Source organism: Verrucomicrobiota bacterium (assembly GCA_037139415.1).
GTDB lineage: Bacteria > Verrucomicrobiota > Verrucomicrobiia > Limisphaerales > Fontisphaeraceae > JBAXGN01.
The window spans coordinates 1-26,585 of sequence record JBAXGN010000108.1 but is presented as its reverse complement, the minus strand read 5'-3'; the positions used below and the strand labels follow the sequence as shown (position 1 = coordinate 26,585).

Below are 26,585 nucleotides of genomic sequence, written 5' to 3'. Positions count from 1 at the left end.
GTTACTCACTAGAACCTGAATCTAGCGCGTCTGCCAATTCCGCCACGTGGGCAACCCGACACTGCGCCGCCACCGGTTTACCAACTTCCCGGAGGCGTCGCCACTGACGGTGGTAATTTATAGCTGTCTTTTCTCACGAGTTCAAGCGAAAAGAATGGGAAAAACAAAAAAGGCACCCGCCGTCAACGGGCGCCTTTGATAAAAGAACTCAAAGGCTGTTCAGGCCTTGGCAACTGATTTCGCGGCCGCCTTGGCGGGGGCCTTATACGTGCGCTTCGGCGGTTTTACCACCAAACCCTTTTTGAGCGCCCGGGTGGACACCCAGATATGGCGCACCTCACCGTCAATCACGGCCTTGACGCGTTGCAGGTTGGGCAAAAAACGCCGCTTCGTGATAGCGGTCACGTGCGTGCCGATACCACCTTTTTTCTTGGCTTTGCCACTGCGCCAGATGCGACTGCCCTTGGTCGGGCCTTTACCAGTTAATTCACAGATACGTGCCATAACAATTCTATCGTTAAAATCAAAGAGGCGTGAACCTATCAGTCTCCCGCTGGCTTGCAAGCCCTATTTATACTTTTTTTTCCTCTTGTTTCCACGGGACCTCGAATACTTTGATGGCATTTCTCATGCCTTTGACCATGACTGGCGGGTGCGTGATGCAGGTGTCGGCCAGTTCCGCATCGGTTTGCTTTAGCTCTTCATAGGTTGGTTCACTGATGATGATGCGACCTCTGCCGGAAACGCCCTCCAGTCGGCTGGCCAAATTCACCTCGCGGCCAAAGACAGTGTAATTCACGATGTGCGCCTCTGATCCCATCAGCCCTACCGTCACCACACCTGAACTGATGCCGGACCCCAGTGCCAGCAGGTTGAGCATGGGCAATGGCGATTCCCCGCCAGCCACCAAACGCTTGTTTTCTTCCTCCCGCCGTTTGTTTTCAATGGCACGCTGCTGGTTGAGCGCATAAATGGCGCGCTGTGCGTCAATGGCGGCGCGCACACAACACGAGGCGTGTTTTTCGTTGGGCGTTGGCGCGCCCCAAAAAGCCATTACGCAATCACCAATATATTTGTCGAGGGTGCCGTCGTACTTTTTCACCACATCGGCGATGGCACCCAGATACATATTCACGGTGGCCAGTAATTCGCGCGCCTGCTGGTTCATGTAAATTTCAGCTTCCTGAGGGGTGAGCGTGTGTTGGCGCAGATATTCTTCTGAGCGGGCATGGGTCTGATCGGTCATCTCGGTAAAACCGCGAATATCGGCGAAAAATACGGTCACTCGCCGCTGTGCCCCGCCCAGGGACATTCGGTCCGTTTTCAGCAGTTCATTGACCACGTTGGGCGAAACAATTTTCGAAAAAATACCTTTCACCCGGCGTTGTTCCTTTTGTTCGAATACCACCCGGTAGGTGGTGGCGCACACGTAGGTGAAGAACAGACCGCCACCCACCGGCATGAATATGGGTTGCCAGATGCGATGCTGGATGAACAACCACCAGGCGGCCAGGACGTAGAGGCCGCTGATGGTCAGCAACGCGGTGGCGGACAGCAGCGGTCGCACTTCCCACGCCAGCACCATGGCCAACAGACCCAACAACACGATCCACAACAAATCCCAGGTGACTGGTGGCGTGCGAATAAACTGCCCCGTCAAGATGGAGTTAACCGCATTGGGGTATTTGCCAAAAACGTAGGTCTGGTGGCTCAGCGGGGTTGAGCCCACGTCACTGATATTATTGCCTGAACCCAGGCTGCCAATAAATACCAGTTTATCCTTGAAATCCGCCTCCACCGGTTTTCCCTCGCGCCGGTCTTTGGCCTGCGCCAGCACTCCTTGGAAACTGTTAATGAAAATACGCGGGTCGCTGAAATTCAAAACCCAGTTGATGTAAAAACTGCCGTCGCGATCAGTGGGAATCACCCGCACCACCCCGTTGGTTCCGTGCAGCGTGATGTGATTCGGAGTGACCTCCGCTTTGTTCAGATCCGCGCCCAAGGCACGTGCGGCCATGAGCATGGCCAGATTCCACACCCGGCCCTGACGGGGATCGTCGCGGTAGGCGATCATGCGGCGCAGCACACCATCCGAATCCACGGTTGCCGTGATGTGTCCCACCGCCCACGCATTGGTGACGAACGGCTCCGCTGGCATCAGCAGATGCACCACATTGCTTTCCATCTGGCCCATGGCCGCCAGCGCCACGTTGCTGGATTGTTTTAACGCATAAGCAAAGTATTCGTCTGATCCCAACTTGCCCAATCCGGGCACCTCGCGATCGGTGGCCGCTTGCGGCTTGTGTAATTCCCGGAAGAGGATGTCGAAACCAGTGGCCAACGCGCCTTGACGGCTGAGTTCCAGCACCATATCGCCGTGCAGACACCGCGGCCATGGCCAAGTGAAGCGGAACGTGTCATTGATCTCCTTGAGGCTGTCATCATCAATAACTACCAACGCCAGGTTGCTCACGACGGTAATATTGCCGGGTTCCCCTTTGGCCAGTGCATTGGTCGATCGTTTATACGCGCTCTGCATGCGCCAGTCATACGTGCTCCATTCCAGTCGTTGAAACACATCCAGCGAAGGGTATAACTGCGGCAGGGACAACAGGCGCAACCCGCAAATCACCAGTAATACCACGCAGGTTATTCCGAGCGGCACCGGTTTGAGCGATTTCAGTTTCACGCCGCCATTGTATAAAATAAAAACCCCAGAGCAACAAAATGTTGCTCTGGGGTGTAAAAAAGTATTTCGCCGATTATTTGGTCAGTAATTGACCATCGCCAAAACGCTCGTCGTCACTGAACGGGTGAGATGACAATCGTCGGCTGATTATTTTGACTGTTGCCATTTTGCACCGTCACAGGAGCGGTTATTTCTTGAATACCCTGAGGAGTCGGACCGCTGAATGGCGTTCCCGCGTTACTCGGGTCTGCATACGTCGCCGCATTCTGGAAGTTAAACATCTTCGCGCCCTTGCTGGCGTCAATCGTGTAGGTGTTGGTAACGCCATTGATAGTAATAGACACCTGTACTTTGCCGGAATACACCACCACGTTACCATTGCCATCCACTTTGAATTTCGTGCCACGAATGCCGCACACATTCACCGGGGTCTTCACATCATACTTGGAAGTCGCCGCCAGTTTCTTCACATTGCCCAGCAAGGTTCCGGCTTTGAGATCCAGTAAAGTATCCATGATCACGTCGTCGTCGGTCTTGGTGACATTGAACTTGTCCATCCCCACCTCGGTGTTCGCTGTCACACGGACGATGGAGAGCATCTGGCCCAACATGACGTCCACATAGGATTCTGCCGCCGTTTTAATGACCGCGCCGGGCTTGAGCATGGTGTTGACGCGAAGGGGCGTCCAAGCGGCTCCGGCAGTAAGTTGGACTTGCGCAGTGCCATGCACCGCACGAACGGTGATTTTACCAACTTGGGGAGCTTGGGCCATGACGGATGCGGTCATCGCAAACGCCGTTACTGTAACTCCACAAACCAACAGTTTCCGTGTGATCGAACTCATCAATTTCATAAAATCAAGTTTCTTCTGTGTTCTTGTATCCATTTATTAACCAGAGCCAATCTACCGATTCGCCGATAATTGTCAACGCTTAAAATGTTTTTTTTTTAGCCCTGCTTTTCGGGCACTTCCGGGGCGGCAAGCAGCTCTTTGATCAATTCCTCGCCTTTGGGGACCATGATCAAATCGGCATTGCCCTCCAGCAGTTTTTCGGTCTCCAGAACGCTGAACAGGGCTTGGAAAATCGTTGAATCCCGCGCAATTTCCTGCAACGTGGCACCCACAATTTGCGGGCGCATGGCCCGCGCTTTGGCGAATTCCACCGCCGCCTGACGCTCCGCCGTGCTGGCAATGATATTCACTTGGTTGGTGCCTTCCTGTTTGATCGAGGATGTCACCTGGCGCAGTCGGTTGACCACTTTTTCTTCGATTTGCCGGATCATTCCCGTGTCTCGAAAATGCACTTTGCGAATGTACACCGACCCCAGTTTGTACCCCCAATCTTGTGATTTTTGAGAGACTTCGGTCCGCACCGTCAGACTCATTTTATGCCGGTTTTCCAGCATGTCTGCCAGTTTCATGTTGCTCAGGCAGCGCACGGTCGCGTTGCTGACGTTGGCCGCCAGGGAACCGCGCGGATCGGCATTCTTGAACAGGTACGAGACCGGGTCGCTGATCACCATTTCATACCAGATGCCGATCCCCATCGGCGCGCCTTCCTCGGAGTTTACCGGCTGGCTGCGGAGGTACTCTTGATCCAACCGCAAATCAAGGGTGTGGCACCGGCCAAAAAAGCTGACCAGTGGCGCGCGCCAGCCCAGCTTGATCCAGAGCAGGTGCAAACCCGGTTCATCCAACACCAGCAACACTTTGCCAAACAGCACATAGACTTTGCACTGGCGTTCTTCGACGATGGTGTAGAGACCAAATTTCCTGATCAACGCAAACAGCAGCGGTTCCAGGATGAACATCGCAATAAACGTGATGACAGCGGCGGCAATCATATTATACCTCCACAATAGCCCGGCGGGTTTCACTAAACAGTTTCAACCGGACATTCCGCACATAAGCAGGCAACGCGTCCGGTCCGCTTTTTTTCAATACTACCAGTTGTTCGGCCAGCGCGCGGAGCGGTTCTACTTCCGCGTGCGCCTTAAGGGTTTCAATTTCCACCGCCCGTTTGGATTGCACAATTTTTTGGTCCGCAGAGGCTTGCGCCAAGCTAATATCGGACGAAACCTGGTTATACGCGGTGTTGATGGCCGCGAGCGCCGATTCCACCTCTTGTGGCGGATCAATGCCGGTGATCAGCGAGGCGTCCAGCGTGATCCCATATCGGGCCGCCGAGGTCTGGCATTCCCGGTCCATGTGCTCATTGATATCGCGCAGGTTTTTACGCAAGTCGTTGATGCTGACTCCAATACTGGGAGGAGCCAGCTCCAGATTGGCCGGTTGTCCGGCGGGGGGCGGGGTACAGGGAGCCTCAAAATTCGCGATGCGCTCGCGCAAGATCGAGATGAAGTAACCCATCACATGAGCAATCGGATGCTTAACCCCGAAACAATAGGCGTATAGGTTCTGTTCGCTAACCCGGTAGCGAATCTGCCCGGTCAAACCGGTGTTCAACTGATCCTTGGTCACCGCCTCCAGCAGGCTGCCGCTCTGGTTGGCCGAGGGATTCTCCGGGTCATACGCCATATTCATCGTCTGCGTGGCAATGGAGACTTTATAGAGCCGTTCCCACGGCCATTTGAAATACGGACCGCCCGGCGGGATGACTCGCACCTGTGGGAAGGCGTATCGCTCCCGTTCCTCGGGGCGCAACCCTTCGGCGATGGGATGTTCCAGCGTGGTGGCAGTGCCGACGCGTTGGGCGCGACCAAAACTGGTTTTGACCGCCCGTTCGCCCTGATTTACGGTGAAAATACCGGCGGCGAGATACCGGGCACAAAACCAAGCTACAAAACCGAACACGATGCCGAAAATAATCATAAACACCTTTCGTTTGTCTGCTGGATCATGCCGCGATTGACCGGTGAGTTCAAGGATAATGCATGCGATTTTTGCAGATTGCTATTGCGTGTTTTTATCGGGATACTCACTTTTATGGATGGGTGGCTGTGGTTTCCAAGTTTGAGCGTTTTTTGCTCAAAACAGTCCAAGTCGGTAATTGAAAATAGAAATGGAAGAGCCAGTGAGCATGGCTAATGACAAAACTACATCAAGCATGGTCTGGTCCAGACTGGCCCATTGCGTCTCCGCATTGCGGTGCGGGTTGGCGCAGGGTTTTGGTCCTTGGTCCTCGGCCGTTTTTCGAATTTGCTTCGGACTATCGCGCCGCCTTTCCCTGACGACTTTCAAGGTTGGTGGCTCCCTTTGGTTCACCGTACTGCCGCTGTTTCCCCTGCTGTTCACCGGATGCCTCTCCACCAGCGAGAGCAAACGGATGCAGTATCAGTACGATCCGCCTTATGGGGTCGAGGATATGCAATTTTTACGATCCCAACAGGCCCTGCGCACGGGCTTGCGCCCTGGGAACACGGCGCAACTGTTGGAAAATGGGGACGGAGTATTTCTGCGCATGTTTGAGGATTTACGGCGCGCCAAACACAGCATTAATATCGAGGTTTTTATCTATGATGACGGCAAGGTGGGCCATGAACTGGCTGCGATCCTGTGCGAACGCGCCCGGGCCGGGGTGGAAGTGCGGGTGTTGGTGGATGACATGGGGTCGCGGCTCGATGCCTTGGAGACCGATCTGGTTACGGCCGGGGTGAAGTTTCAGGTGTACAAGCCGGTTCGTTTATACACCTTGCATACCGTCGAACACCGGACCCATCGGAAAATCGTTACCATTGATGGGAAGCTGGGCTATTGTGGTGGGTTCGGGTTTGATGACCGTTGGATGGGCAATGCGCGCAACCCCGACGAGTGGCGCGATTTGGCGGTGCGGGTTGAAGGTCCGGCCGTCGCGCAAATGCAGCACATTTTCCTCGAAGACTGGCTGCACACGACCGGCGAGGTGTTGCATGGTGACGGGCAGTTTCCGTCCATTCCCCTCACCGGTGACATGCTGGTGCAGGCCATCGCCAGTTCCCGCACGGACCAGGCCTCCATGTCCAAACTGATGATGTACATGGCCATTCAGGCGGCCCGCAAACGCATCTGGATTGCCAACGCGTATTTTGTCCCGGACCTTCAGATCCGCCTGGCACTGATCCGCGCCGCCAAGCGCGGTGTGGATGTTCGCGCGGTGGTGCCCGGACCGCGCATTGATTTGCCTCACATCTTGTATGCCTCCCGGTATTACCAGGGTGAACTCATCAAAGGCGGGGTGAAAGTATTGGAATATGAGCCCACCATGCTGCATACCAAGGCGATGGTGGTGGACGGCGTTTGGAGCACGGTTGGCTCCATCAATTTTGTCGCTCGCTCCTTTAAAAAGAACGCCGAAGCCAACGTGGTGATTTATGATTATGGCTTTGCCAGCCGGCTTGAGAAGGCGATTGCCGCGGATTTTGCCCTCTCCCGTCCCATCACGCTGGAGGAGACTAGAAAACGCGGCTTTTTCCATCACCTGCGCGAGTTGTGTTACTCGCTGCTTTCAGAGAATTATTGATCGGTTTCGGTTCCGGTCCATCGCTTATTTGTTCGCGGTTTCCATGGATGCTTGAACCAGTGCGGGTGGTTCCAGCCAGAGCAGCTTTCGCCGGAAATCAAAGGTGACGCGAAAATGATGCAGCAAGTGGCTGCCTATCATTAACCCGAATTGTTCCGGGCCGCAGACCGCCGGGACGTTGGTAAAGGACAGGCCGGCCACTTGCACCAGCGGCACGTTAAACGAGCGTAGTTCCAGCTCACCGCCCAAGCCTACGTATCGTGCCGGCGTGCCTTGATCCACCAAGGTCTGCCAGCCCAGTTCTTTGGCCAGGTTGGAACTGATCATCAGCGGGGCGTCATTACCGGTATCCAGAATGGCTTGCAGCGTGGTTTGCCCGCCGAAACGCACCGGCACGCGCATCTGTTTGGACTCCAGCAGAAACGGCACGCTATGCGCATTGGAATCCGTTGGCGCCACAAAAAAATCGCGATACGAAAAGGTGGCCAGCCGATTGGTATAATCGAGCGTAAGATAGGCAAAGTTACCCAACGTGGACATTCCCAGGGAGTTGCCATCCCACTGTGCCACCGGGATGATTCCGCCGATGGTTTGGGTGTATTTTTGCAGGCGGATCGCCATGAGCACGTTGCGGAAAGCCAGTTCGGGTCCCACGGTCACGGAACGGGCCATGCCATAAAACGTTTGCTCATCCCCAGCCAAACCGAGATACACATTTTGCATGCGCTCGGGGTCAATGACCATGAGCTTGTTTTTCAGCGCGGTGGTGGTGTCCACCAGCGTCACCGGTGCTCCCGTATCCACCACCATCCGCACCGGACTGCCGCCGTTAATGCGCATTTCGATAATGGGTTGCGCGGAGCCCGGTGAATCGGGGGGGAGCAAGGGGACGCTGACCGCGTGTTCTGGTCGCGCCATTTCCCGCCAGCGAATGGAATGACTGGCTTCATGGACGCGGACTTGCACACCGGCTGCTTCTGGCGAATACACCTTGGTCAGCAGTTGCTGGTGTTCTGCCGTGGAAATGGCGGTCTGCCGTCCGCGCACCAAACCATGGCAACCCGCCACGGCCAAGCTTGCGCACAACAGTAGATAGAGGTGCTTTTTCAAGTGGCAGCCCGCAATTTTTCCACCATTTCCACGGCGGAAATCCCGTTTACGCACACGACCTTGTGGCGTGCCGTTTGCCCGCGCACCAATTGCACCGCTCCACGCGGGCAGTCCAGCACCTCCGCCAGGTATCGCACCAACACCTCATTGGCGGCGGAATCCACGGGCGGAGCCGTCACTTTGACTTTTAACTCGTTTGCGACCGGCCCGGTGATTTCGTTTCGCGGGGAGCGCGGTTGCACCTTGACTGATATCCATACTCCCTCCGCCTGCTCGCGCAGGCAGCTCAGCCAGGCCGATTCATGTAACTCATCGCTCATGCAGACAACGGATGCTACTTAAATTAGAATGAAAAGCGGGTAACTGCAAACAGGACTTTTCAGGTTTCTGCCACTGCGGTATTGCAAAGCGTGGGTTTCGTGGCAAGTTTGCGCCCATGAATTTACCGAACATGCGCTACCGCCGGTTTGGCAGGACAGAGCTGGCCATGCCTGTCATTTCGTGCGGAGGAATGCGTTACCAACACAAATGGCAGGATTGCGCCCCCGGCGAAATCCCGGCCGAGGGTCAGGCCAACTTGGAAGCCACCATTCATCGCGCGCTGGAACTGGGCATCAACCACATCGAGACCGCGCGTGGCTACGGCACTTCCGAGATGCAGTTGGGCCGGGTGCTGCCCACCCTGCCGCGGGACAAAATGATCGTGCAAACCAAGGTGGCACCGAGCGAAACGGCGGCGGATTTTCTCAAAACCTTTGAGCAATCCATGAGCTACCTACGGCTGGACCACGTGGACTTGCTGGCCATTCATGGCATTAACAACCGGCAGTTGCTGGATTGGACCCTGCGCAAGGGCGGGTGCCTGGAAGCTGCGCAGCAGTTGCGAAAGGCCGGGCGCTGCCGGTTCATCGGTTTCTCCTCGCACGCCTCCCCCGAGATAATCCAGGCGGCAATTCACAGCGGGGCGTTTGATTATGTCAATCTGCACTGGTACTTCGTCAACGAGCTGACTTGGCCCTGCATCCTCTCCGCCCGGCGGCAGGACATGGGGGTATTTATCATCAGCCCCAATGACAAGGGGGGCAAACTGTACGCGCCCCCGCCCAAAATGGTGAACCTCTGCCAACCGCTGTCGCCCATGCAATTTAACGACCTGTTTTGCCTGTCCCGCCCGGAAGTCCACACCCTGAGTTGTGGAGTTGCCCGTCCGGGTGATTTTGATGAGCACGTGCGGGCGCTGGCGAATTACGACCACATGCAGGAAGTGGTCGCCCCGATCGAGGCGCGGTTACGCCAAGAGATGGAACGGGCGCTGGGCGCGGATTGGTGCCGGCAATGGCACGCCGGGCTGCCGGAATACACCGAAGTGCCCGGCGAAGTGAACATCATGGAAATTGTGCGGCTATGGACCTATGCTAAGTCGTTGGACCTGGTTGACTGGGCCAAGATGCGCTACAACCTGCTGGGGCAGGCGGAACACTGGTTCCCCGGCGTCAATGCTGCCAACGTGCAAGCGCTCGATTTGCGGAAAGCGCTGGAGAAAAGCCCGTTTGCCGCCCGGATTCCGGCGTTATTGGCGGAAGCCCATCAGTTGCTTTATGAGGCTCCGAAGCAGCGTTTAAGCCAAAGCTAATCCCAAAATCTCCTTTTGCGTAGCCGTAAAGGCTAAGAGACGGCGATGCAGTAGCAATTTTTGTACCAATCAGGGCTTGTCTTTAAGAGGGGCGGGACTCATACTATCCGCATGGCACAGGGCCTGTATCAAACGCAGAATCTGAGTCAGCAACAGATTCTGGCGCCGCAAATGCAGCAATCACTCGCATTGCTGCAAGCGCCTACCCTTGAACTGCAGGCCATGGTGGAAAAGGAGTTGCAGGAAAACGTTGCCCTCGAAGAAGTTCCCGCCAACGAAGTCGAAACCTCGCGCAAAGTCGAACTCGGTGAGGGCGATCCATCGAATCGTGCCGACCCGGCTGAACCGCCCCGGGACGTCCAGTTTGATCCCGCCACGGAGCGTCCCAGCGAAGCTCCGGTGGATGATTTCCAAGCCGAGTTCAACCGGCTGGTGCAGATGGATCAGGAATGGCGCGAGCATTTTTCCCAGACCAATATTCCCCAGCGTTCCAGCGCGGAAGAGGATGAAAAACGCCAATTTTTTCTGGATTCGTTGACGGCTGGGCAGTCGCTGCAGGAGGATTTAATCGAGCAGGTACGGACGTCCGATCTCGATGAGTCATTGCGTCCCGTCGCCGAGATGATCATCGGCAACATTGACGATAGCGGCTACTTGAAATCCTCCGTGGATGAGCTGGTCTTCGCCACCAATTGCCCCCGCGAACAAATTGAAACCGTCTTAAGCCAGATTCAGGCCTGTCATCCGCCCGGCGTGGGGGCGCGGGATTTGCGCGAATGCCTGATGTTGCAGCTCGAACGTGCCGGGCGCAAGTCCACTCTGGAATACCGCCTGCTGCAAAATCACATGGACGCCTTGGGGCGGCGCAAGTATCCGGACATTGCCCGCGCGATGAACCTCTCGCTGCGGGACGTGCAAGCGGCGGCGGAGCGCATCGCGCACCTTACCCCCCGGCCCGGCTTGGCGATGCAGGATCAGCCGGAAGTGTATGTCGTCCCGGAAGTGTTCGTCCAGAAGGTCGGGGAGGAATACGTCGTCACCCTGAACGATGAACACCTGCCCCGGTTGCGCATCAATAACCAATACAAAGACCTCATGGCCGATCCGAAGAGCGGCAACGAGGTGCGCGATTACATCCGCAACAAGATCCAGGCGGGCAAATTCCTGATCAAGAGTATTCAGCAACGGCAGCAGACCATTCTCAATATCGCCCGCGAGATCGTCAACCGTCAGCGGGATTTCCTGGAGCAGGGGGTATCCGCCTTCAAGCCGATGACCATGAAGCAAGTGGCCGACGTCATCGGAGTGCATGAGACCACCGTCAGCCGCGCAGTCTCCGGCAAATACATGGAGACCCCTCAAGGGGTGCTGGAGATGAAATCCTTCTTCACCGTGGGTGTGGAAATGCCGGGTGGTGAGATGGTTTCCAATGAGAAAATCAAGGAGATGGTCTCCGAACTGTTTCAGATCGAGAATCCCAAGCGTCCGCTTTCCGATCAGGAAATCGTCAATAAACTCAAAGAGCAGGGCGTCGCGCTGGCTCGTCGTACCGTTGCCAAATACCGCGAGGAGCTTGGCATCCTGCCCTCCCATCTGCGCCGCCAGTATTAGCCCGGTGGGTCGCCCAACCGCAAGCGTAGGTGACGAGTCTCAAATAGGACGGCGCGGGAAAATTTGGAGAGTGCGGTGGCAGAATCCGGGGGTAACAGGGGCGGATGACGACACCGCTTTGGAGTTCAACGTCATTCCGCAATCCGCAATCCGCAATCCGCATTCAGAAAAATAAGCTTACTATTTTCACCGCCTGGGTTAAGATTACGGCTGGTGTAATATGACCAAACGCCCTGCTGCCTTGAGATGTTTGCTGATCGCCATTGCCCTGGCGGGTTTGGTGATTGCCAGGACGGGGTATGGTCAACCGGCGATTGTGCCGGATGATGCGTTAATGAATCTGGATGAGTTGGGGGTGTACGCGGTGGGGTATGCGTATCGCGGGCAGTCGGAGCAGCAATTTCCCCTGGGCTGGTCCGGCTATTTTGAAGATGTCACCGGGGTGGCTTGCGAGCCGGCGGGATCGCAGAATGGCAAACGGGCCTTCCTCCTGCATTGTCCCTGGCGGGGCGGCACCGGCATCTCGTTTCAGCAGTTTAATTTCAGTCTGCCGGGAGCCGCGACCCGGATTCTGCTGCGCGGCGCGGTGGCCATGCGGTCCGACATCATCACGCAATCCGATGGCGCAACGTTTCGGGTTTATGTCAACGGACAAAAGCAACTGGACACGAATCGCACCAATGATGTGTGGTTGAATTTTGAATACGACCTCACCAGTCTCAAGGGCAGCAATGTGCTCATTCGCTTTGAAACGGATCCCGGCCCCAAAAATAATGCCAGCTATGATTTTTCACTTTGGGGCCAGCGCGAATTGGCGTTGGAGGGCTATACGCCCGTCACCAACTCGCATCCAGCGCCGCCGACGCTGACGCTTGCAAACCTGTATCCGGTGCAAAACAATGAAGTGGCGCCAGCGGGAGGTTTCACGGGCAAGAGTAGCGTGTATTTGTCGAATGACGTGGTCCATTTTTGTTACACCGGGGCGGATGGTTTCCTGGATTATCAATGGCAACGCCCTTCGGGAACCATTGGCTTTTTGGGCACCGTCACGCTGCAAGCCCGGATGACGGGCGATGTGCCGGTGAGCGTTCCGTTGTCGGGTTCCGCCAGCCTGACTTGGAGTTCCACGGCCACGGCGGGCACGAATGGCTGGGTGGCCACCAACGGCACCTACGCCCTCGTGCGCAATTACACCGTGTTGGGCAGCAATGCCACGGTGCGCATTACCGGGCGGCCGATCGGCAAAAGTCTGGTCTTCGAGGTGAATTGTGATCAGCCACGCCTCAGCACACTGGACGCAGGCATGTGGGGGCCGGTGGTGCGCCGACGGCAGATGGTGACGCCCTATTATTCCGGCAGCGTTTATTATCTGCCAAACGAAAACCTGTTTGTGAATGCGTTCCTGGATTGGAGCAGTTCCTCCGCCTCGTCGTTCAATGGTGTCGCCGCCAGCTATGGGGCGTTGACGGACGGCACACGGAACCGGTTGTCCGAGCGGATTATTTATACGGCGGCCTGGCATTTGGCGGAGGTGTTTCCAAATTTGCCGGCGCCACCTTCGCCGCAACTGAGTTACCTGGCCAACAAGGTGGTGCTGGATATTTGGAGCGGCAGTTTCACGAACATCGCCAACAACCTGACCAACCTGGCCGATTATGGCATCACCAATTGCATTGCCATTATTCACAACTGGCAGCGCAGCGGTTATGACAATGCGCTGCCCCAACATTACCCGGCCAACACCAACCTGGGCGGTGATGTCGGCCTGAGCAACCTGGTGGCCACTGGAGCAGGCCTGGGCATTCGTTGTGCCATCCATGAAAATTACGTGGATTACTATCCCAACTACGATTTCTTCACCACGAATGAGATCGCCCTTAATTCCACCAGCGGGCTGATCCATGCCTGGTTTAATACCGGCACGGGCATCCAGTCGTTTGCGGAAAAGCCCAACGCCATTTTATCCCTCGCCGCAACGCAATCGCCGGTGATCCATTCCCGCTATGGCACCAAGGCCAATTTCCTGGACGTGCATAGCTCGGTGGAACCCTGGTTTCATGTGGACTATCGCGCCGGAGAAACTGGCGCGGGTAAATTCAGCCGGGTATGGGATGTGCATCGGCAGCTTTGGGCGTATGAGCGCGCGACGCATGGCGGGCCGGTCTTTGGGGAAGGCAACCATCACTGGTATTGGAGCGGCTACCTGGATGGCACCGAGGCGCAGTTTGGCACTGGCTGGCCGGAAAATGACGGGTTTGATGCGCCGCTGCAAGTGGAGTTTGACCTGTTGAAAATCCATCCGCTCCAATTCAATCATGGCATGGGATACGCCAGCCGCTGGTGGCCGGGCAATTATGATACCAACTGGGCGGGGCCGGCCCCCATGGTGGTGATGGATCAGTATCGCCTGCAAGAGGTGGCCTATGGCCATGCGGGGTTTCTGAACAGTGATGTTTATGCCAACGTGCCGGTGGCCTGGCTTGAGCATCATCTGGTCAGCCCGGTGACGGCTCGCTATGCCACAAACCGGCCCGTGGATATCCAGTACGAATCAGGCGGGGTATGGCGCGACATCACTGCAGCGGTGAAAACTGAGACCGGCAGCACGAACAACCGGGTGCGGGTAACCTACGCGAACGGATTGGTGCTGACCGCCAACAGCTCCACCAATGCCCTGGCCACGGGCCCCTGGACCCTGCCCCAATTTGGCTGGGTGGCCGAAGGCACGGACATCAAAGCGGGCACCATCTTGCGCGATGGCGTGATGGTGGATTTTGCCGATACCGGCGATACGTATTTTGCCAATGCGCGGCCCGGCTCGGATTGGAACCTTTCCAGTTTTCACCGGGTGCGGCCCTCGGTGACCAATTTTCAACAGACCGCCGCGCGGGCGTTTCGGTTCACGTATGCCTGGGACGTGCAGGACCGCCTGCCAAAGGATTACCGGTGCTTTGTGCATTTCGTGACCAACTCGACCATCCGCTGGCAGCAGGACCATCCGCTCGCGCTGCCCACCTCGCAGTGGCAGGTGGGGCAGGTGATCAGCGATGGGCCATGGACTCTCACCCTCGCCACCAATATTCCCGATGGTGATTATGGCTGGCTGATCGGGATGACGGATACCAACGATGGTAGCCGGGTGCGTTTGTCCGGTGTGGATGATGGCACGACCCGCATTCAATTGGGGATTCTCCAAGTGCGCACCAACGGCGCCAGCCTCACTTTTGTTCCAGAAACCAATGCGCCCAGCTACGATCCGGGAACCCTGTATCAGCAGCATCTGAACGTGTCGAACGCCGTGGTGGATTTTGGTGCTCTCCGCACCGACGGCAGTGTCCTGATGCGGCGCGATGGGAATGTCTGGACGCTAAAAACCTGGCCGCGCGACCGCAATTTCACGCTCGAACTCGATGCGCAACGTTTTGAACAACCTCCCAACGTGCTCTCCATCGGCACCACGAACACCCAGCTTGTCCCGGTGCCCGCCGGGTCGCGCTGGCGTTTGCCGCTGAATGGCGGACGGGAATATCGTTGGACCAAATTTGGCGCGCATCCGGCAACGATGGTGCCCAAAGGGGCGCAATGGCGGTACTGGGATTACGGCACGGATCCGGGGGCAGGCTGGCGCAGCAACGCCTTTACCGAGGTCGGCTGGAAAACCGGCTATGCCGAGTTGGGCTTTGGCGATACCAGCAAAGGCCGCCCGGAGGCGACGGTTGTGGCGCGGACCAATGCGCTGGGCGGAACCAATGTGTCATGGTATTTCCGGCGGGAGTTTTTGGTTACCGATCCGTCCCCGGTGCAATCGCTCACCGGCCGGCTGTTGCGCGATGATGGCGCGGCGGTGTACCTGAACGGCGCCGAAGTCTGGCGCGACAATTTGCCCGCCGGCCCGCTGACCTATCAAACCCTCGCCACCAACACCATCAGCGGCGCGGCTGAAACCAACTGGCTGACGAACGCGATCAGCCCCTTGCTGCTTATTCCCGGCACCAACCTGATCGCGGTAGAAGTTCACCAAGTCACCATCACCAGCAGTGACATGAGTTTCGACTTCGAACTGACTTCGCAAGTCCTGGTCAAAACCCAGCCGCAGGTTGGGCTGCGGCTGGTGGCCGGAAAGTCGGAATTGAATTGGCCGCCGGACGCCGGGATTTTTACCCTCTATGCCACCACCAACATATTTCCGGTGCCGTTCTGGCAGCCGGTGACCAACCCGCCGTTGTTCAGCAACGGCCAGTGGAACCTCGAACTACCCTTTCCGGCCAACCGGAGCCGTTATTATCGTTTGCAGGTACAGTAAGCCGTTCTTCTAACTCCTGTCTTTCAGCGTTCGCGTTTTTAGCATGTTTCGCGGTTTGAATTCTGAGCCCGTTCCAGCGCCTGACTCCAGCTCCTATCTTCTTTAGATATATTTCTCTGCAGGTTCATTTATTTGCAAAAGGAATTTGGTTCCAATATGTTTGCCATGTCCCCGTTTTCATCTCTCCTCAATGTCCTTGGCTAGCCGATAGGGGGGTAATCCCCATGGGCTCCAGAATTTCGGTGCGCAACAAGTCGCTGGGATGAGGAAATTAAAGTTTCATAATTTAATGGTAATCACAGATTGCTACCCCAAAGGCATCCCCGTTCTCCCACCGAAAACAGAGCCGCCATTGGGCGTTGACGCGGATCGAATGCTGCCCGCGACGTCTGCCCGGCAATGCTTTCAGGCGGTTTCTAGGCGGAACTCGCAAGTTTTCCAGCTGAACCCCTTTTCCGGGCCGCTCAGGCCGCCGCGAGTGGCCGCGCGCGCTCCGAAGATGTGCCAGGTTGGGGGCATTTGGTCGGCAGCAACCGTGGCGGACGAGTCTTGCGCCAGGCGGAAGGGGTCACGCCGACGATGCGCTTGAACGTGGTGTTGAATTGACCCAGGTGCTGAAAACCGGACTCGAGCGCCACATCGACGACCTTGGCATCGGACTGCTGGAGCAGGCGCATGGCCTTACGAATGCGCAGTTGAATCTGCCATGTTACAAGCGAGACGCCAAAATGATCGAGAAACAGGCGCCGGAAGTGGCGTTTACTGCAACCGCATTTGGCGGCTAGTTCGGGGGCGGACTGGGTCATAAGCTCGGCGGCGGCGCGGGAGTCGAGCAATGCGCGAAAGCGCTGCTCCAGCCCGGTGGATGGAGCGAGCGGCTGGGCGGCGGCTAACTCGGACAACACATGGGCTGCCAGACGCAGCATTTCTGCGCGCAGCACCAGGTTGGTCCCCGGTCGATGGTTGTGAAGCTGGCACAGATCGCTGAAGTGGGCGGCGGTCACGGAATTCGCAGGAAAATGACGGGTCACCACGCTGCCCGTTTTTGCCGCGCGCGCCAGGGACTGCTCGTCCGCCAAGGTGAACAAGCCCGGCAAGTCGGCCGGCCAGACCTCGAAGTGGTAGATGATCCACTGGCCCAGTTGACTCCCCCGGAGGCAAACTTCGGAGTTGGCAGCCACGAGGAGTACATCGCCCGCCGCCAAGGACCGGTTTTGCCCGGTCCCCAAGGCGTATCCGGCCCCGGCGCAGCTCCGAACAAAAGACCAGTGTTCGGGAGCGTGCGTCAATTCGCGTCCCGGTGACAAGACGATTTGTTGCATGACCAGATGCGGGGGCTTGTGTCCCATGCGGCGAAGTTTCAGGGGCTTTGTTTGCGAGCGCATGACTAGGAGGTTACAATTGTGCAAAAGTGTTTGACGCCATCCGGCCGGTCATCCGGCGGCGGGAGCGAAAACCGCATCCGGAATGCTGGCCGATAATAAATAAATTTCTATTCGACCACGTCTTCAACGACGCGGGTTTGGTTACATCTTCATTACGACGGGAGAAACGCGCCGCCATTTTCTCCGCCGGCACCTCGAAAAGACTGCGGTTTATGCCGGTTTTTGCGGCGCACCGTTATTGGCCAGATCGCGAAGCTGCCTGTCCGCCGCACGATAGTTCAACGACCGTTTTGCGTGCATTATGTTCGCTAGTTCACGCCGGTGTCGGCGTCGGTAGCGGGGTTACACAATCAAGATTTGGAGCGCGCCACAACAACGCGGGCGCACCGTTTAACAGTTAGGCGAATATGAATAAAACAAGTGCAGAACAAATCGGTCGCGGGTGCCTTCGCAAGATGGCACGATTGCTGGTTTCGCCGGTGACGGCATGGCTGGCGGCAAGTGTTGTGGCAACCGCCGCGCCGTTTACCGCGGGTAACCTGGTGGTGGAACGGGTTGGTGACGGCACAGGTGTTTTGAGCGGCACGGCCACCAATGTGTTTCTGGATGAATATACGTCCGCCGGTTCGTTGGTGCAGTCCATCGCGCTGCCTACGACCCCTGGGACCGCCCCGGCCACCTATCCGTTGGTGGACAGTGGTTCGGCCACCTCGGCTGGCATGATCACCCGTTCCACGGACGGACGGTTTATTATCATTCCCGGCTATGGGACCAACATCGGCTTCGCTAGTGTGGTCAGTGCGGCAGGCGTTGCCCGAGTCGTGGGTGTGGTCAAGTACGATGGCACGGTGGACACCACGACCGCCTTCAGCGACGGTTTTGTGGGGAATAACATGCGTAGTGCCGCGAGCACCGATGGCACGGCGATATGGATGGTCGGCACCAGTAGTGGCGCGATCAAGGGCGCGCGTTATACAACGAAAGGCAGTTCCACCACGACCAGCATTGACCCCACTCCGAATGCCCGCTGCGTGGCAATTTTCGGCGGCAATGTCTATTACGATACCGCGACTATTCTTTATAAGCAAAGCGGCACCCCGACCACTGCCACTACTCCCGGGACGATTACCTTCTCGGGAACCGCGCCCTCCAGCATGTATCAATTTGTTATCGTGACCGTGCCGAGCGGTGACGTTTGTTACATCGCCGACGATACTCTTAATGGGATACTGAAGTATTCCGTGAGTGGCACCACTTTCACGTACCAAGGCAAAATCACTGCTGCCTCGGTTCGCGGGCTGACGGCGACGGTTAGTGGCTCGACTGTGATCTTGTATGGTGCAACCGGCACAACCATTTACACCGCAACGGATACTGCCGCCAATAACGCCGCCCCTTCGACCGCGAGCGCGACCACCTTGGTTACTGCCGCTTCCAACAAGGCTTTCCGCGGCATTGTACTCGCTCCCGTTGCCCCGTTGCCGGCTGCAGCCGGACCGATCTCCGGCACGAACAGCGTTTGTGCCAATACGAGCGGTTCCACTTATTACATCACGAACGTAAACAACGCCACCGGGTATAATTGGACGGTGCCGGCCGGCGCCAGTGTGTTCGAGGGCCAGGGAACCACGAATATCACCGTCAACTGGGGAACCACGAGCGGTGCCGTGACGGTGACGCCGACGAATGCCGCGGGGAACGGCACGGCCAGCAGCTTGAATGTCACAGTCATGGTCACACCAAACGCCACCATGACCGCTTCCAGCAGCGTTTGTCCCGGCCTGGGCGGGACCGCCTCTGTCCCGGATGCCGGGACCGGTGCCACCTACACTTGGACGATTTCAGGCGGCTCGATCAGCTTGGGTGATGCCACCAAGGCCATTACGTTTACGGCAGGTGCTTCCGGCTCCGTTCAACTGACTTGCGTCGTCAGCAACACTTGTTTCAATGCTTCCGGCAGCGCCACGGTGCCCATCGGCCCGCTGGATTCGACCATCACCGCCGCCACCAGCATCTGCGGCGGTTCAACCGGCAATGCGGCTTCCGTCCCGAATGCCGGGGCTGGCACCACCTATGCTTGGAGTATTACCAATGGTACGATCACGGCGGGCAGCGGCACGCGGCTCATTGCGTACACGGCTGGCGTCAACGGTACAGTGGACTTGAGCTGCGCCGTGACCAATGGGTCTTGTGACTCGGTTGGCATGGCTCACGTGGCCATCAATCCCCTCCCGGACAGCACCATCACGGCGGACAGCACGGTTTGCGGCAATACCAACGGCTTGGTGGCCTCGGTGCCGGACGCGGGAGTCGGCGCCAGTTATACTTGGTCGGTTGTGGGTGGGGTACTGGCCAGCGGGAACGGCTCGCGCAGCATTACCTATACTGCTGGGGCCAGCGGGTCGGTTTCCCTGCAATGCGTCGTTACGAATGCTTTGGGTTGCGTTTCACCCGCAGGCTCTGCCAGTGTGAGTGTCACGGCTCCGCCCTCGGTCACGATCACGGCACCCGCCACCGTCGCCCCGAACAGCACGGGCAACCCGGCTTCCGTGAGTGACGCCGGCGTGGGTGCCTCGTATGCCTGGACGATTGCCGACGGCGCGATCACGGATGGCGCGGCCACCCGGAACGTGACCTTCACCGCTGGTGCAAGCGGCACGGTTGTCTTGCAGTGCCTGGTGACCGCCAGCACCGGTTGCAGCGCGACCTTTACCACCAATGCGGTGGTACACAAGGGTCCTTTCACCATTTATCATGTCAATGACACGCACGCGCGTTTGACCCCGCATTATTGGGTTATTCCGAAGCATGCCACGAACGATGGCGCCTTCGAGCTGGTCGGCGGTGCGGCTTACATGGGCGCGGAGGTGTTGCACTTGCGCACCAATAATCCAAACTCGCTCTTTTTGGATGCCGGCGATATTTCCGAAGGCAACCCCATCGGGGACATGACCGGGAACGGGTCCATGGTGCAGTTCTATAATGTGCTGGACGCCAAGCTCAAGGCCGCGACGGGCCGTGGCATTGATGCCTCGGTGGTGGGCAACCATGATGTGCGCGACCTATCCTATATCACCAACCTGCAAAATGCGACTTACCCGGTTCTCTCGATGAATATTTGCAGCAATGGCACACACAATCCCTTCTTCAAGCCCTACGTAATCGTCACGATCAATGGCACTAAGATCGGCATTCTTGGGTACACCACCGGCGCGGCGGAAGTGGGCGCGAGCGTGGCTCCGATTATTGACGTCGTGGCTTGTGATTGGAGCAGCACCGATGCCACGAAAATTCACGTTGCGGACTATGTCAAGGAACTCCGTGCCACCAACGGTTGCGATGTGGTCGTGCTGCTGGCCCACGTTGGTCAGAGCTTTATCTGCGTGGACAGTTCTGCCGCCAAGGCCATTATCGTGGATGACGGGACAGTGCGGGTGCCCGAAATTGCCGTCACCGGCCACTGGCACACTTGGACCGACACCGCCTGGCAGCCGGAGATCCTCAACTACAAGACCATCTTCGTCGAGTCCGCCAGCTACATGAAGTACGTCGGCGAACTGAACGTGGATGGCGCGGGTGCCTATGTCAGTGCCGCCCAGCACGTGGTGCGTAATGCGGACATCACCCCGGATGCCGATGTGGCCGCGCTGGTAAACAACCTGAAGACTACCTACGACACGGCCACGGCGCTGACCAACGGTCCGCTCTTGGACCAAGTCATCGGTTATACGGCCACCCCGCTCTTGCTGGACAACATCATGAAGTGGTGGTCGCCGGACGAATATCCTTGGAGTGGTGACAATACCGCTGGCGAATGGATCTGCGACGCCATGGCTTGGAAGGCCGCCATCGTGTTTAATACGAATTGCGACTTGGCCTTTGAATCCGGTGGCGGTGTCCGCGCCGATGTTCCCGCCGGCCCGATCACCTACAGCCAGATTTACGAAACGTTTCCTTGGAACGACGATCTGTTGACCCTCGTCAAGATGACCGGCCAGGAAATCTATAATTTTGTCAAAGCCAACAACTGTGGCGCCGCCATGTCGAAAGGCTGGCTGGTGATTGCGCATGATGGCGTGCCGACCACCATCACTTATAACGGCCAGCCGATTAACCTGACGAACACCTTCAATGTGGCCATCAATAATTATATGTATGCCCACCCGTCGAGCGGGTTTAGCTATTCCGACCCGAGTCCGCAGAACTCGTCAATGCTTTGCCGCCAGGCGATTGTGGATTATACCGCCCAGTTTAACACGACCAACAACATGATGACTGTTCCTGGCCCGCGCTATCAGCTCGACACCGAATTCTCCGGTGGTTACCGCGCGGTAGTGACGATGGTGGACGACAATGAGAGCAACGTGAGCTATGACAAGGCGTTTATCCGCCTGCTCAACGCCACCGACGAGACCCTCGCCCGGCGGGGCAGCAAGCAGGTGCCCATCAACTTGGTGAATGCCGACGGTACGATTAATCAAGCCAACCGCCTGGCTGAAGCCGAACTCTATCGCAGCTTCCTGGCCTTCAAGCGCGGCCAATTGACCAACGGCTCGATCATCGAAACGTGGGGCAAGAACGGTGCCTACAAGGGCAACCCCGAGTTCGTGGACCAGGAAGGTATTTATGCCAACGGCGTTGAGTTAAAGATTGTCGGGTCCGACACGAATCTGGCTCAGCCGACCTTCAAGAATTCCATCGCCGCTGTCTTTGACGATTCGCAGAAGAATCACTACGTTCAGTTCAACGCCCGTAAGACCGGCGTCAGCACCGTCACCGACCAATTTGGCAAAACGATCTCGGTCTATGACGTCACGGCCTTTACAGCCAAGACCTTGCCGGGCAACGTTGGTGACTTGCTTCAATTGTCCGGGGTGCCCACCACCGAGAGCTACGCCATGCGCTTTCGCTGTGATAATGCGGCGGTGTTGTCAAGTTCAGGCGGCGCCGGTTTCCCGCCGATCTCCTCGGTGCTCCCCATTACGCCCGCAGCGCAGTCTTTGGCCCCGGTGACCCTGACTGCGGCGGTCACGGTAACCGCGCCAGCCAACACGAAGACGCTGACGGCGGTGGCCGACACGCAAGTCGTGCGTGGCAACCCTGGGGGCAACTCTGGGGGCAATACGGGCATGTACGTCCAGACCGCCAACAATGATACCTACTTGGACGAACGCGGTTGGACGAAGTTTGATCTCTCCAGCCTCACCAACGGCAATCTGGTCGCCGCTCGGCTCCGCCTCTACTGCTGGAAAGCCCCTGGCGCTGGTGCCCCCGCGCCGATTACGGTCAGTCCTTGCACCGACAATTCCTGGACGGAGTTCGGGATTAATTGGACTAACCAACCGATCTTTGACCAGACGCCGCTGGATACTGTGACCATCCCGAATAACGGCACGAGCGCTTACTATACTTGGGACGTTACGCCGTTCATCCAGAGCCGATACACCAACGACAAACTCGCTTCCCTGGTCATCAAGGCTGATGTCGAGGGTTCGCCGGTGACGACCACCTACGCTTTTGAGTCCCGCGAGTGGCAGAGTGCCGCGTGGGGACCCTTCCTCGATGTTGATTTTCCGAGCGTGGCCGTGACGATCACCAATCTGCAATTTGTTTATCGTTACTCCGCCGACAACTCCAGTTGGAGTGCTTGGACACCATTCCAGACGAACACTGCCGCCCCTTGGGCCGTCACCTTCACGTATCCAAACGGTCCGGGCTATTACCAGTTCTACAGCGTTGCCACGGATAGCACCGGCGCGGCGGAGTCGGCTCACGCCTCGGCTGATGCCAGTGTACAATACGCCCCGGCGGTCTGGGCGACCACCCCGGCCAATGGCACCGTAACCAATGGTGCCGTCGTGCTGAGCTGGGCGGCGGTCAGCGATGCCAGCGGTTATCAGATCACCGTGATTGGGACCGCGAGTTCCAATGTTTATTACACGGCGGGAACCAGTCTGACGCTTCCGGCGGGTTTGCGGAACGGCGCTTACTCTTGGACGGTTATGGCGACCAATGCCGCAGGCCAGAGCGCGATTTCCCCGACGGGAACCTTCACGATGGTGACACCAGTTTGGAAGTTCGGGGTATTATCGGACACGCAATGGACGAAGCCGGATGACGGGAAGGACCCGAACACGTGCGCGGCGGACATCGTCAAGCAGGTGAATGCGCAGTTCATCGCCCAGGGGGTGAAGCTGGTGGTGGCGGTGGGGGACACGGTGGACGTGGGGAGCTGGACCAATATTGGCACGCGGGCGCTGTACGCGCAGGACCTGTACAACGCGGGCATCGGGTTCTACCCGTTGCGGGGCAACCACGAGGCGGCGGAGCTGGTGCCGGACCTGACCTCGGGGGCGGAGCTGCGGTACGCCTTCCCGCAGATTGGGAGCGGCCTGAATAACAATACGCCGGCGGATATCACGACGGCGATCCTGCCCGCCGGGGACAGCAACGCCCCGGCGGTGAAGAGCGGCTCGCCGTTCGTGGTCGGGGCGAACTTCTCGGCGCCCGTGGCGGTGAACACGGCGAACAACAGCGTGTCGTACAGCTTCGACTATAACAACATGCGGTTCGTGCTGCTGGATCAGTTTGATGTCAATGGCAACTACTATAACAGCACGATCCCGGCGCAGTTGCCGTGGCTCAGCGGGCAGTTGGCCGACGGGACGCGGCCGCCGCACGCGATGGTGTTCACGCACAAGAACCTGTTGGGCGGCAACCACAAGGACAACCTGTTTGACGGGAACCTGACGCCGACCGATCCGGGCGACGGATTTGGGGTGGACACCAATGCGGTGGCGGCGACCAACCTGGCGTTGTTCGCCCAACTGGTGGCCAAGCAGCAGAACCTGGATGCGTTCATCCAGACGCTGGCGACCAACAATGTGCCGTACTGCGTGTCGGGCCATGACCACCACCACTACCGCTCGCTGGTGCAGTCGCCGGTGACGGCCGGGCAGTGGGTGCATCAGTTGATCCTGCAGTCGGACAGCTCGAAGTTCTACACGCCGCTGCTGCCGGTCTCGGGCAACGACGTGCCGTTGGCGCAGGAACTGTACAAGGTGGGGTATTACATCGTGACGGTGGACGGGCCGAAGGTGACGGTGGACTACTATGCGTCGGTGGGGAGCTATCCGAACGCGTTTTCGACGACGCCGGCGCTGACGTTCGTGAAGCGGGAGAGCTTCGGGTACAGCCTGAACGGGATCGAGTTGGTGGTGCCGCAGGGCGGGTCGTACGTGACGAACCACAGCATCGCGGCGGGCAACGGGTTCATGGGGACGGCGATGCAGATTTTGAACGGCGTCAACGGGAGCACGAACCGGGTGAACTACGGGAAGGCGACGGCCAAGGCGGTGACGACGGCGTGGGCGACGAACCAGGCGGGGCTGGCGAGCGACGTGCTGACCTTGAGCGGGATGAAGGATATTGGCGCGGCGGCGGGCGACACGTATGCGCTGGCGGTGAGCTACGATCCGGCCAGTGTGTCCCTGGCGCAGTTGCAGAGCGGGCAGTTCTGCCTGGCCAGCCGGACGGTCTCCAGCAACTGGGTGAACGCGGTGGACCTGAACGTGGGCGGTCTGGCTCCGTTGTTCGTCTTTGGCCCGTACAGTTCGAGTTATCCGCTGGGTGCCTACGGCGTGGACACCAACCGCATGACCGTGTGGGCGGTGGTCAACCATGACGGAGATTTCGCGGCCGCCACCGTGATGACCACGATCATCAATGTGAGCGGCAACCTCTACCAGCCGTTCAGTGTGGGGCTGGCTCCTGGAACGTACGTATACATGGAAGCCGATCCAACCAACAAGAGCCCCGTGCGCGCCACGCAGCGTTCGCTCGGGTATCGCGAGGTGGATTATAAGGCGACCTTCTTCGGCAAGCTGGCCTTCTCGCCGGTGAGCCCCACTGTTACTGGCACGACCAACCTCTATGATTACAGCGCCCAGGCGGCCAAGGGAACCTATACGGTTGGGGCTTGGAAAGATAAGAACCTCCCGATCATGATCGGGCCGGACGGCCAGGGCTACATCACCGACGGGCACCACACCACGGCGGGCTATCTCTCGCCGGTGAACACCCAGACGGGCGACGTGGTGCCGGGAATGCACCGGATCGTGCTGGGGCAAATTCAGACCAACTTCTACAGCGGGACGCCCGTGGCGGTGGATGACGCGTGGTGGGCGGCGCGGCAGGCGGAGAACAACGCGATGCTCTTTGGCACCAATGGCAATCAACTTACGATTGCGGCCGATGCGGGTTATGCGGGTCTGCAACCGATCATGCCCAGCGTGTGGGGCATGCCGGTGACGCCCTCGACGCTGGGCAGCGCCGCCATGGCGAGCGACCAGTACCGCGCCCTGACTTGGGGCTTGGCGGACGGCATCACCAAGGCTGGCCTGAACGGGTCAACGAAGATCAAGGGCTATCTGAAGGCCAATCCGGCCACGGGCAAAGACATCAACTTTGTCGAGTTCTTCTGGGCGGACTTCCTGCGCAACCGCGTGGTGTGGGACAACACCAAGAGCGGCCACGCCTTTGGCACGCCGACCAACGACGCCAACGTCATCAGCGCGCCGATCAGCTTCTTCGCGGCGGTGGCCAACGGCACCGCGCTGGCCCGCTCGCTGGATTATCGCGACCAGTATGGCCGCTGTCTGAGTGATTATACCAACAGCGCCGTGTTTACGCCGAACGCGGTGAACTGGGCGACGGCCTCCTTGGTCAACGGGACGGCGGTGGCTGGCGACACCTATAACCTCTTCCTGCTGGATGACGCCGGCATTCAGGGCGACATCACGCCTTCGCCACTGGCCAATAACATTCTGCATATTGACACGGTGGCCGGGCTGATGGTGACGAACCGTCTGGCCAATATCAGCCAGGTGCTGGTGAACGCCGGGGCCGCGATTGCCACGGCGTGGAAGGATGCGGTGGTCAGCAACTCGACCGTCACCATCCCCGTCGGCACCGGGACGGTTACGTTAAAGGGCAGCAATGCGATCAGCGGGGCCTTGGCCGTCAACAACGGGAAACTGGCGGTCGAGGGCACGCTGGCGGTTGGTTCGCTCAGCGTGGCGCCCTCCGCCACCCTCGAGTTTGCTTACGGGACGGACGGCAGCCCGATAACGGTGAACGGGGGCGTGACGCTGAACGGCAATCTGGCGATCCGTTTCCTGGGCGGCCTGCCGCCTTCTGGAAGTTGCCGCCTGATCAACTATAGTGGCACGCTGACGGGAACCCCCGGCACGGTGAGCGTGGTGTCGAACCCGAGTCTGGTGGCGACCCTCGATACCAACGTCCCAGGGCAGATCAATATCTCGGTGAAAGTACAGCCGTGGAAGTTCGGGGTATTATCGGACACGCAATGGACGAAGCCGGATGACGGGAAGG

Annotated in this window: 13 protein-coding genes and 1 pseudogene; 5 read left to right on the top strand and 9 right to left on the bottom strand. The window is 58.2% G+C overall.

The features are described from left to right. Positions 1-219: 219 nt before the first annotated feature. The 5 genes from rpmB to WCO56_18220 form a co-directional block, all read right to left on the bottom strand. The gene (rpmB, locus tag WCO56_18240) at positions 220-504 is read right to left on the bottom strand and encodes a 50S ribosomal protein L28 (protein ID MEI7731520.1); all 285 of its coding nucleotides are present in this window, start codon (positions 502-504) and stop codon (positions 220-222) included. A gap of 67 nt (positions 505-571) precedes the next feature. Next, positions 572-2,689, bottom strand: a complete 2,118-nt coding sequence (locus WCO56_18235; protein ID MEI7731519.1) for an adenylate/guanylate cyclase domain-containing protein — start codon at positions 2,687-2,689, stop codon at positions 572-574. A 113-nt stretch (positions 2,690-2,802) separates the two neighbouring features. Continuing rightward, complete coding sequence (locus WCO56_18230; protein MEI7731518.1) at positions 2,803-3,543, bottom strand: FecR domain-containing protein; 741 nt, start codon at positions 3,541-3,543, stop codon at positions 2,803-2,805. Between the two features lie 95 nt (positions 3,544-3,638). Continuing rightward, on the bottom strand, positions 3,639-4,535 hold the full coding sequence (locus WCO56_18225) for an SPFH domain-containing protein (GenBank protein MEI7731517.1): 897 nt from the start codon (positions 4,533-4,535) through the stop codon (positions 3,639-3,641). Position 4,536: 1 nt separating this feature from the next. Beyond that, positions 4,537-5,523, bottom strand: a complete 987-nt coding sequence (locus WCO56_18220) for an SPFH domain-containing protein (protein MEI7731516.1) — start codon at positions 5,521-5,523, stop codon at positions 4,537-4,539. Between the two features lie 208 nt (positions 5,524-5,731). Between WCO56_18220 and WCO56_18215 the strand changes: the two genes are divergently transcribed. Next, a complete protein-coding gene (locus WCO56_18215; GenBank protein ID MEI7731515.1) occupies positions 5,732-7,150 on the top strand; it encodes a phospholipase D-like domain-containing protein in 1,419 nt (472 codons plus the stop codon). A 24-nt stretch (positions 7,151-7,174) separates the two neighbouring features. On the opposite strand, the gene WCO56_18210 is transcribed toward WCO56_18215, so the two are convergent. Together WCO56_18210 and WCO56_18205 are read right to left on the bottom strand one after the other, a co-directional pair. Continuing rightward, a complete protein-coding gene (locus tag WCO56_18210; protein ID MEI7731514.1) occupies positions 7,175-8,260 on the bottom strand; it encodes a retropepsin-like aspartic protease in 1,086 nt (361 codons plus the stop codon). Beyond that, entirely contained in the window at positions 8,257-8,580 is a 324-nt protein-coding gene (locus WCO56_18205; protein MEI7731513.1) for a DUF167 domain-containing protein, read from the bottom strand. The genes WCO56_18210 and WCO56_18205 overlap by 4 nt, the downstream gene beginning before the upstream one ends. A gap of 131 nt (positions 8,581-8,711) precedes the next feature. Here WCO56_18205 and WCO56_18200 point away from each other — a divergent pair, with 131 nt between their 5' ends. The 3 genes from WCO56_18200 (at position 8,712) to WCO56_18190 (ending at position 15,807) form a co-directional block, all read left to right on the top strand. Continuing rightward, positions 8,712-9,893, top strand: a complete 1,182-nt coding sequence (locus WCO56_18200; GenBank protein ID MEI7731512.1) for an aldo/keto reductase — start codon at positions 8,712-8,714, stop codon at positions 9,891-9,893. A gap of 111 nt (positions 9,894-10,004) precedes the next feature. Then, positions 10,005-11,504 (top strand): RNA polymerase factor sigma-54, encoded by a 1,500-nt coding sequence (gene rpoN / locus WCO56_18195; GenBank protein MEI7731511.1) that lies wholly within the window; start codon positions 10,005-10,007, stop codon positions 11,502-11,504. A 220-nt stretch (positions 11,505-11,724) separates the two neighbouring features. Continuing rightward, entirely contained in the window at positions 11,725-15,807 is a 4,083-nt protein-coding gene (locus WCO56_18190; protein ID MEI7731510.1) for a DUF5696 domain-containing protein, read from the top strand. Positions 15,808-16,093: 286 nt separating this feature from the next. On the opposite strand, the pseudogene WCO56_18185 reads toward WCO56_18190, so the two are convergent. Both WCO56_18185 and WCO56_18180 read right to left on the bottom strand, forming a co-directional pair. Further along, a pseudogene (locus tag WCO56_18185) lies at positions 16,094-16,252 on the bottom strand (type II toxin-antitoxin system RelE/ParE family toxin). A 19-nt stretch (positions 16,253-16,271) separates the two neighbouring features. Continuing rightward, positions 16,272-17,156 (bottom strand): helix-turn-helix transcriptional regulator, encoded by an 885-nt coding sequence (locus WCO56_18180; GenBank protein ID MEI7731509.1) that lies wholly within the window; start codon positions 17,154-17,156, stop codon positions 16,272-16,274. A gap of 443 nt (positions 17,157-17,599) precedes the next feature. Between WCO56_18180 and WCO56_18175 the strand changes: the two genes are divergently transcribed. Beyond that, positions 17,600-26,585: DNRLRE domain-containing protein (locus WCO56_18175; protein ID MEI7731508.1), on the top strand; the 8,986-nt coding region annotated here is incomplete at its 3' end.

Coding starts and splice junctions, on each gene's coding strand:
- rpmB (MEI7731520.1), bottom strand. CDS start 504: ATGGCACGTATCTGTGAATTAACTGGTAAAGGCCCGACCAAGGGCAGT.
- WCO56_18230 (MEI7731518.1), bottom strand. CDS start 3,543: ATGAAATTGATGAGTTCGATCACACGGAAACTGTTGGTTTGTGGAGTT.
- WCO56_18225 (MEI7731517.1), bottom strand. CDS start 4,535: ATGATTGCCGCCGCTGTCATCACGTTTATTGCGATGTTCATCCTGGAA.
- WCO56_18220 (MEI7731516.1), bottom strand. CDS start 5,523: ATGATTATTTTCGGCATCGTGTTCGGTTTTGTAGCTTGGTTTTGTGCC.
- WCO56_18215 (MEI7731515.1), top strand. CDS start 5,732: ATGGCTAATGACAAAACTACATCAAGCATGGTCTGGTCCAGACTGGCC.
- WCO56_18205 (MEI7731513.1), bottom strand. CDS start 8,580: ATGAGCGATGAGTTACATGAATCGGCCTGGCTGAGCTGCCTGCGCGAG.
- WCO56_18200 (MEI7731512.1), top strand. CDS start 8,712: ATGCGCTACCGCCGGTTTGGCAGGACAGAGCTGGCCATGCCTGTCATT.
- rpoN (MEI7731511.1), top strand. CDS start 10,005: ATGGCACAGGGCCTGTATCAAACGCAGAATCTGAGTCAGCAACAGATT.
- WCO56_18190 (MEI7731510.1), top strand. CDS start 11,725: ATGACCAAACGCCCTGCTGCCTTGAGATGTTTGCTGATCGCCATTGCC.
- WCO56_18180 (MEI7731509.1), bottom strand. CDS start 17,156: ATGGGACACAAGCCCCCGCATCTGGTCATGCAACAAATCGTCTTGTCA.